A 5,600-nucleotide genomic window follows, 5' to 3' on the forward strand; every position below is an offset into this window, starting at 1 on the left:
TTTCTACGGAGTTGCCCGTGTTCTTTCGCACTGTTATATATAGGGGGCATACATAATGAAAGCTATCTTAACTGTTGTTGGTCAAGATAAGGTCGGGATCGTTGCTGAAGTCAGTCGCTTTTTGGCTGAACAAGGTATTAATATTCTCGATATTAGTCAAACTATTTTAGAAGGCCATTTTACTATGATGATGGCGGTCCAAGTTCCAGAACAAAGCGATCTGCAACTTATCTCAGCTAAACTTGCTGAATTGGGGCAGACCTTGAAAGTTGAGATCAATTTGCGCAATGAAGAAGTTTATCGCGCAATGCATCAACTATAGGAGGAAAATTCATGGAATTTGATAAGATTTTAGAAACGATCCACATGATATCTGACCAAAATCTCGATGTTCGCACCGTTACCATGGGGATCTCCTTGCTGGATTGCATTGATAGCGACAGTGATGTGGCTTGCCAAAAGATCTACGATAAGATCACTACTAAAGCTAAAGATCTAGTTAAGACAGCTGAGCAGATCGAGATGGAATATGGGATCCCGATCGTCAATAAACGCGTGGCGGTGACGCCGATCGCTTTAGTTGCAGGGGCTAGCCAAGATAAAGATTATGTCAAATACGCTAAAACTTTGGATAAGGCGGCTCAAACATTAGGGATCGATTTTATCGGTGGCTTTTCCGCACTTGTTCAAAAAGGGATGACTAAAGGAGACCAAACCTTGATCGCCTCATTACCCGAAGCATTAGCACAAACGAATTTGGTCTGTGCCTCAGTCAATGTCGGTTCCAGCAAGAGTGGGATCAACATGGATGCAGTCAAACAAATGGGGGAAGTCATCACAACGGCTGCTAAATTAGATTATATGACCAACGCTAAATTAGTCGTCTTCTGTAATGCAGTTGAAGATAATCCTTTTATGGCGGGTGGTTTTCATGGGGTCAGTGAACCGGATGTCGTGATCAATGTCGGGGTCTCGGGGCCTGGTGTCGTTAAAGCTGCTTTAGAACATGTTAAAGGTCAACCACTCGATCAAGTGGCAGAAACGATCAAACAGACAGCTTTTAAAGTCACACGGATGGGACAATTAGTCGGTAGTGTAGCAGCCAAACGGTTAAATGTACCGTTTGGGATCGTGGACCTTTCCTTGGCCCCGACGCCAGCAGTCGGTGATTCAGTTGCACAGATCTTAGAAGAGATCGGTCTTGCTCAAGTCGGGACTCATGGGACAACGGCGGCTTTGGCGATGTTAAATGATGCAGTCAAAAAAGGCGGTATCATGGCTTGCAGTCATGTAGGTGGGTTATCTGGTGCCTTTATCCCAGTTTCTGAAGATGCGGGAATGATCGCTGCTGTTGAAGCAAAAACATTATCCTTGGATAAACTAGAAGCCATGACAGCAGTTTGTTCAGTGGGGCTGGATATGATCGCTTTACCAGGTGATATTCCAGCCACAACTGTCAGTGCGATGATCGCCGATGAAGCTGCGATCGGGATGATCAACAATAAAACGACCGCAGTACGGGTGATCCCTGTTCCAGGTAAAAAAGTCGGAGACCAAGTTGAATTTGGTGGTTTACTGGGACATGCTCCGATCATGCCATACAATCAGGCTTCAAGTGCTGCGATGATCGCTCGTGGCGGCTTGATCCCAGCCCCGATCCACAGTTTTAAGAATTAATGACTGTTTTTGACCGAATATAATTTCAAATAATTGTAAATGAAATGCCGTTTTCCATTTGAAAACGGCATTTTTTAGACATATACTTAAAATTTTTCATGAAAGACAAGCTAATATGTTAAATTTTTTTGGAATTTAATGACGCTTTTTGACTTTTTATGATTGATTTTTGCTGGTTCAGATGATATTATAATTTGGGAGGTGTAATGAAAGTGCTTGCAGAGGAAAGACAACAGCATATTTTGCAGATGTTAAAGGAAAATAATGTCGTTAAACTTAAAGAGATCCGCAAACAAACTAATTGTTCTGAGTCATCGGCTCGGCGCGATCTTCAGCTTTTGGAAGAAAAGGGCTTGTTGATCCGAGTGCATGGTGGTGCCAAGATCAAGCATTCGCTCCAACGTGAACTTGATATGAGTGGCAAAGCATCGAAGAATACGGCTCAAAAAGAGGCGATCGCCCAAGCAGCTGCAAAGTTAGTCGAAGCTGAAGATGTAATCTACTTGGACGCGGGAACGACGACTTTAGCGATGATCCCATATTTAAATAAGCCAGAACTGACGGTTGTGACTAATGGAGTTATGCATGCTTCGCTATTAGCTGATCAAAACGTGCGTACGATCTTGGTCGGCGGTGAGTTGAAAAATACTACTAAAGCAATTATTGGTGTCAAAGCAGTCAGTTCACTGACACAATTACGGTTTAATAAAGCTTTTTTGGGTATCAATGGGATCCATCCTCGTTATGGGTTCACCACGCCTGATCCCGATGAGGCAGCTGTCAAGACAACAGCGTTAGAACAAAGCGAAGAATGTTTTGTTTTGGCTGATCCAAGCAAGTTTGACAATGTTTCCTTTGTCAAAGTAGCTGAACTTTCGCAAGCCACGATCATTACCAGCAGTCTTTCACAACCAGTGAGAGCGCGTTATTGCGAACAAACGACGATTCAGGAGGATTTTTGATGATTTATACAGTAACTGTCAACCCTTCGATCGACTATATCGTCCAGTTAAATGAACTAACTTTAGGCGAAGTCAACCGAATGGATTACGACAATAAATTACCTGGGGGCAAAGGGATCAATGTTTCCCGTATCTTGAAAGAACTTGGCTTGGATAATACAGCTTGGGGCTTTTTAGGTGGTTTTACCGGTGAATTTGTTAAAGAAAGTTTAGAAAAGACAGGACTTAAGACGAACTTTACTCCGATCAAAGCTGATACGCGGATCAACGTTAAGATCAAAGCCCAAGCAGAAACTGAGATCAACGGCCGTGGACCTGAATTGACTAAAGAAGAGATCGCAGCTTTTACAGCGCAATTCGATAAATTGACCGCTGATGACGTGGTGATCTTTGCCGGGAGTTTAGTTCCAAGTTTGAGCGATGATTTTTACTTTGATCTGATCAAAGTCATCCGTCAAAAAGGTGCTCAATTTGTGATCGATACGACCGGTGAAAGCTTGTTGAAGACTTTGCCGGAAAATCCATTAGTGGTCAAACCTAACAATCATGAATTAGCTGAATTATTTGGGGTAGAACTAAATAGCATCGACGATATCGTTAAATATGGTAAGAAATTACTTGAAATGGGAGCTAAGCACGTCTTGATCTCGATGGCAGGCGATGGTGGCTTGATGATCACTAAAGATAAAGTTTATCGTTCATACGCACCAAAAGGCACCGTGATCAACTCAGTCGGTGCGGGTGACTCTATGATCGGTGGCTTTACAGGAACATACGCTAAGACTAAAGATCCACTCGAAGCTTTCCGATACGGTTTAGCTTGTGGGTCTGCGACAGCCTTTTCTGAAGACTTGGCTGATGCTAAAAAGATCAATGAGATCTTACCAATGATCGAGATCGAAGAATATAAATAATTAAAAAGGAAGTGTAAGACATGGACATTCGTGACTTATTGATGACCGACCTTATGATCATGGATCTTAAGGCTACGACCAAAAATGAAGTTATCGATGAAATGGTGCATAACTTATTTGTTAAAGGTATCATCGACGACGAAGAATTATACAAAAAAGATATCTTAAAACGTGAAGCTGAAAGCTCAACTGGTATGGGTGAAGGGATCGCGATCCCACATGCTCATGATACAGCAGTTAAGAAACCAGCTGTAATGTTTGCGCGCAGTGTCAATGGGGTCGATTACCAATCAATGGACGGCCAACCAGCGCACTTATTCTTTATGATCGCAGCTCCAGAAGGTGGAGATAATACCCACTTACAAGCTTTAGCAGCTTTATCCCAAGTTTTGATGAACCCAGATGTAGTCAATGCTTTGAAGGCAGCTGACACACCACAAAAGGTCCAAGACATCTTTGCTAAAGCAGTTGCTCAAAAGGAAGCTGAAAATAAAGCGCAAGAAGAACGTGAAAAAGCAGCTGCTAACAAACCAGCTGATGATTCTCGTCCATACATCGTAGCTGTAACAGCTTGTCCAAACGGGATCGCGCATACTTACATGGCGGAAGAAAATTTGAAAAAACAAGCTGATAAGATGGGCGTTGACATCAAAGTTGAAACAAACGGTTCTGAAGGTATCAAGCACCGTTTGACAGCTGATGAGATCAAGCGCGCTAAAGGTGTTATCGTGGCTGCCGACAAGAAAGTCGAAATGGCACGTTTTGATGGCAAGAACTTGGTCAACAAACCAGTTACCGATGCGATCAAAGACCCTGAAAAATTGATCAATGAAGTTTTAGAAGATAAAGCACCAGTCTTTCATGCAAGTGCTAATGATGCAACTGAAGAAAGCGACTCGACCGGTTCTGTTTGGGGCGATATCTATAAACAATTGATGAACGGGATCTCCCACATGTTACCATTTGTTATCGGTGGTGGGATCTTGATGGCGGTCTCCTTTATCGTCGAACAATACATGGGTGGGGCTAAGTCACCAGCCTTCATCTTCTTGAACAATGCTGGTAATATGGCATTTGCTTTCATGGTTCCAGTTTTAGCTGCTTACATCGCTGAAGCTATCGGTGATCGTCCAGCCTTGATGCCAGGTTTTGTTGGTGGTTTCATGGCAACAGTTTACAGTGGTTCATTTGGCGGGGCTTACACAGCTAATGTGATGGCTGATGCTAAATCCGCAGCTGGCTTCTTAGGCGGGATCGCAGCTGGTTTCATCGCAGGTTACTTGATGGTCGGCCTAAAGAAACTTTGTGCTCACTTACCTAAGAGTGTCGAAGGTATGAAGCCAATGTTGATCTACCCAGTCTTAGGGTTGTTGTTCATCGCTTTGATCATGTACTTTATCATCAACCCGATCTTCTCAACGATCAATATCTGGATCACAAACTTCTTGAACCACTTAGGAACAGGTAACTTAGTCGTGCTTACCTTAGTCTTAGCTGGGATGATGGCGATCGATATGGGTGGTCCTTTCAACAAGGCTGCTTATGTCTTTGCTTCCGGTGCGTTTGCTAACGATCCTAAATCTGTTGTAGCTGCGACTTTGATGGCGGCAGTTATGGTCGGCGGGATGATCCCACCATTTGCTACAGCGATCGCAACAGCTTTCTTCCCTAATAAATTCCCAGAGCAAGAACGCCGTGCAGGTATCTCTAACTGGGTCTTAGGGTTCTCATTTATCACAGAAGGTGCGATCCCATTTGCTACAGCTGATCCAGGTCGTGTGATCCCATCATGTGTCTTGGGTTCTGCGATCGGTGGGGCTTTAGTTGGCCTTTGGCATGTTTCTGTACCAGCGCCACACGGTGGTTTCTGGGTAACGCCATTAGCAACTAACCCACTTGGCTATATCGCAGCCGTTGCGATCGGTTCGATCATCGCAGGTGTGGTCTTAGGTTTCTGGAAAAAGGAACATAAAGGTTAATTTGATTTAAAATAAGGAATACGGCGTGAGCTCTGTGCTTGCGCCGTATTTTGGGCTCTTTGTCAACC

The 5,600-nt window shown here is 43.6% G+C and carries 5 protein-coding genes; all 5 read left to right on the forward strand.

All coding sequences use genetic code 11. The features are described from left to right. Positions 1 to 55 precede the first annotated feature (55 nt). The 5 genes from LMU01S_RS09370 to LMU01S_RS09390 all read left to right on the forward strand — a co-directional run bounded on the left by LMU01S_RS09370 (position 56) and on the right by LMU01S_RS09390 (position 5,532). Positions 56 to 322 carry an ACT domain-containing protein gene (locus LMU01S_RS09370; protein ID WP_004050972.1) on the forward strand — a complete coding sequence of 89 codons (267 nt, stop codon included), beginning with the start codon at positions 56 to 58 and terminating at the stop codon, positions 320 to 322. Positions 323 to 333: 11 nt separating this feature from the next. Next, complete coding sequence (locus tag LMU01S_RS09375; protein WP_056959021.1) at positions 334 to 1,677, forward strand: PFL family protein; 1,344 nt, start codon at positions 334 to 336, stop codon at positions 1,675 to 1,677. 212 nt (positions 1,678 to 1,889) lie between these two features. Then, the gene (locus LMU01S_RS09380; protein WP_305775237.1) at positions 1,890 to 2,639 is read left to right on the forward strand and encodes a DeoR/GlpR family DNA-binding transcription regulator; all 750 of its coding nucleotides are present in this window, start codon (positions 1,890 to 1,892) and stop codon (positions 2,637 to 2,639) included. Beyond that, complete coding sequence (gene pfkB, locus LMU01S_RS09385) at positions 2,639 to 3,553, forward strand: 1-phosphofructokinase (RefSeq protein WP_056959023.1); 915 nt, start codon at positions 2,639 to 2,641, stop codon at positions 3,551 to 3,553. Before LMU01S_RS09380 ends, pfkB begins: the two co-directional genes overlap by 1 nt. Before the next feature lie 20 nt (positions 3,554 to 3,573). After that, positions 3,574 to 5,532 carry a PTS fructose transporter subunit IIABC gene (locus LMU01S_RS09390; RefSeq protein ID WP_056959024.1) on the forward strand — a complete coding sequence of 653 codons (1,959 nt, stop codon included), beginning with the start codon at positions 3,574 to 3,576 and terminating at the stop codon, positions 5,530 to 5,532. The last annotated feature ends 68 nt before the right edge of the window (positions 5,533 to 5,600 follow it).

This window comes from Ligilactobacillus murinus DSM 20452 = NBRC 14221 (assembly GCF_001591685.1).
Classification (GTDB): Bacteria; Bacillota; Bacilli; order Lactobacillales; family Lactobacillaceae; genus Ligilactobacillus; species Ligilactobacillus murinus.

Coding starts and splice junctions, on each gene's coding strand:
- pfkB (WP_056959023.1), top strand. CDS start 2,639: ATGATTTATACAGTAACTGTCAACCCTTCGATCGACTATATCGTCCAG.
- LMU01S_RS09375 (WP_056959021.1), top strand. CDS start 334: ATGGAATTTGATAAGATTTTAGAAACGATCCACATGATATCTGACCAA.
- LMU01S_RS09370 (WP_004050972.1), top strand. CDS start 56: ATGAAAGCTATCTTAACTGTTGTTGGTCAAGATAAGGTCGGGATCGTT.
- LMU01S_RS09390 (WP_056959024.1), top strand. CDS start 3,574: ATGGACATTCGTGACTTATTGATGACCGACCTTATGATCATGGATCTT.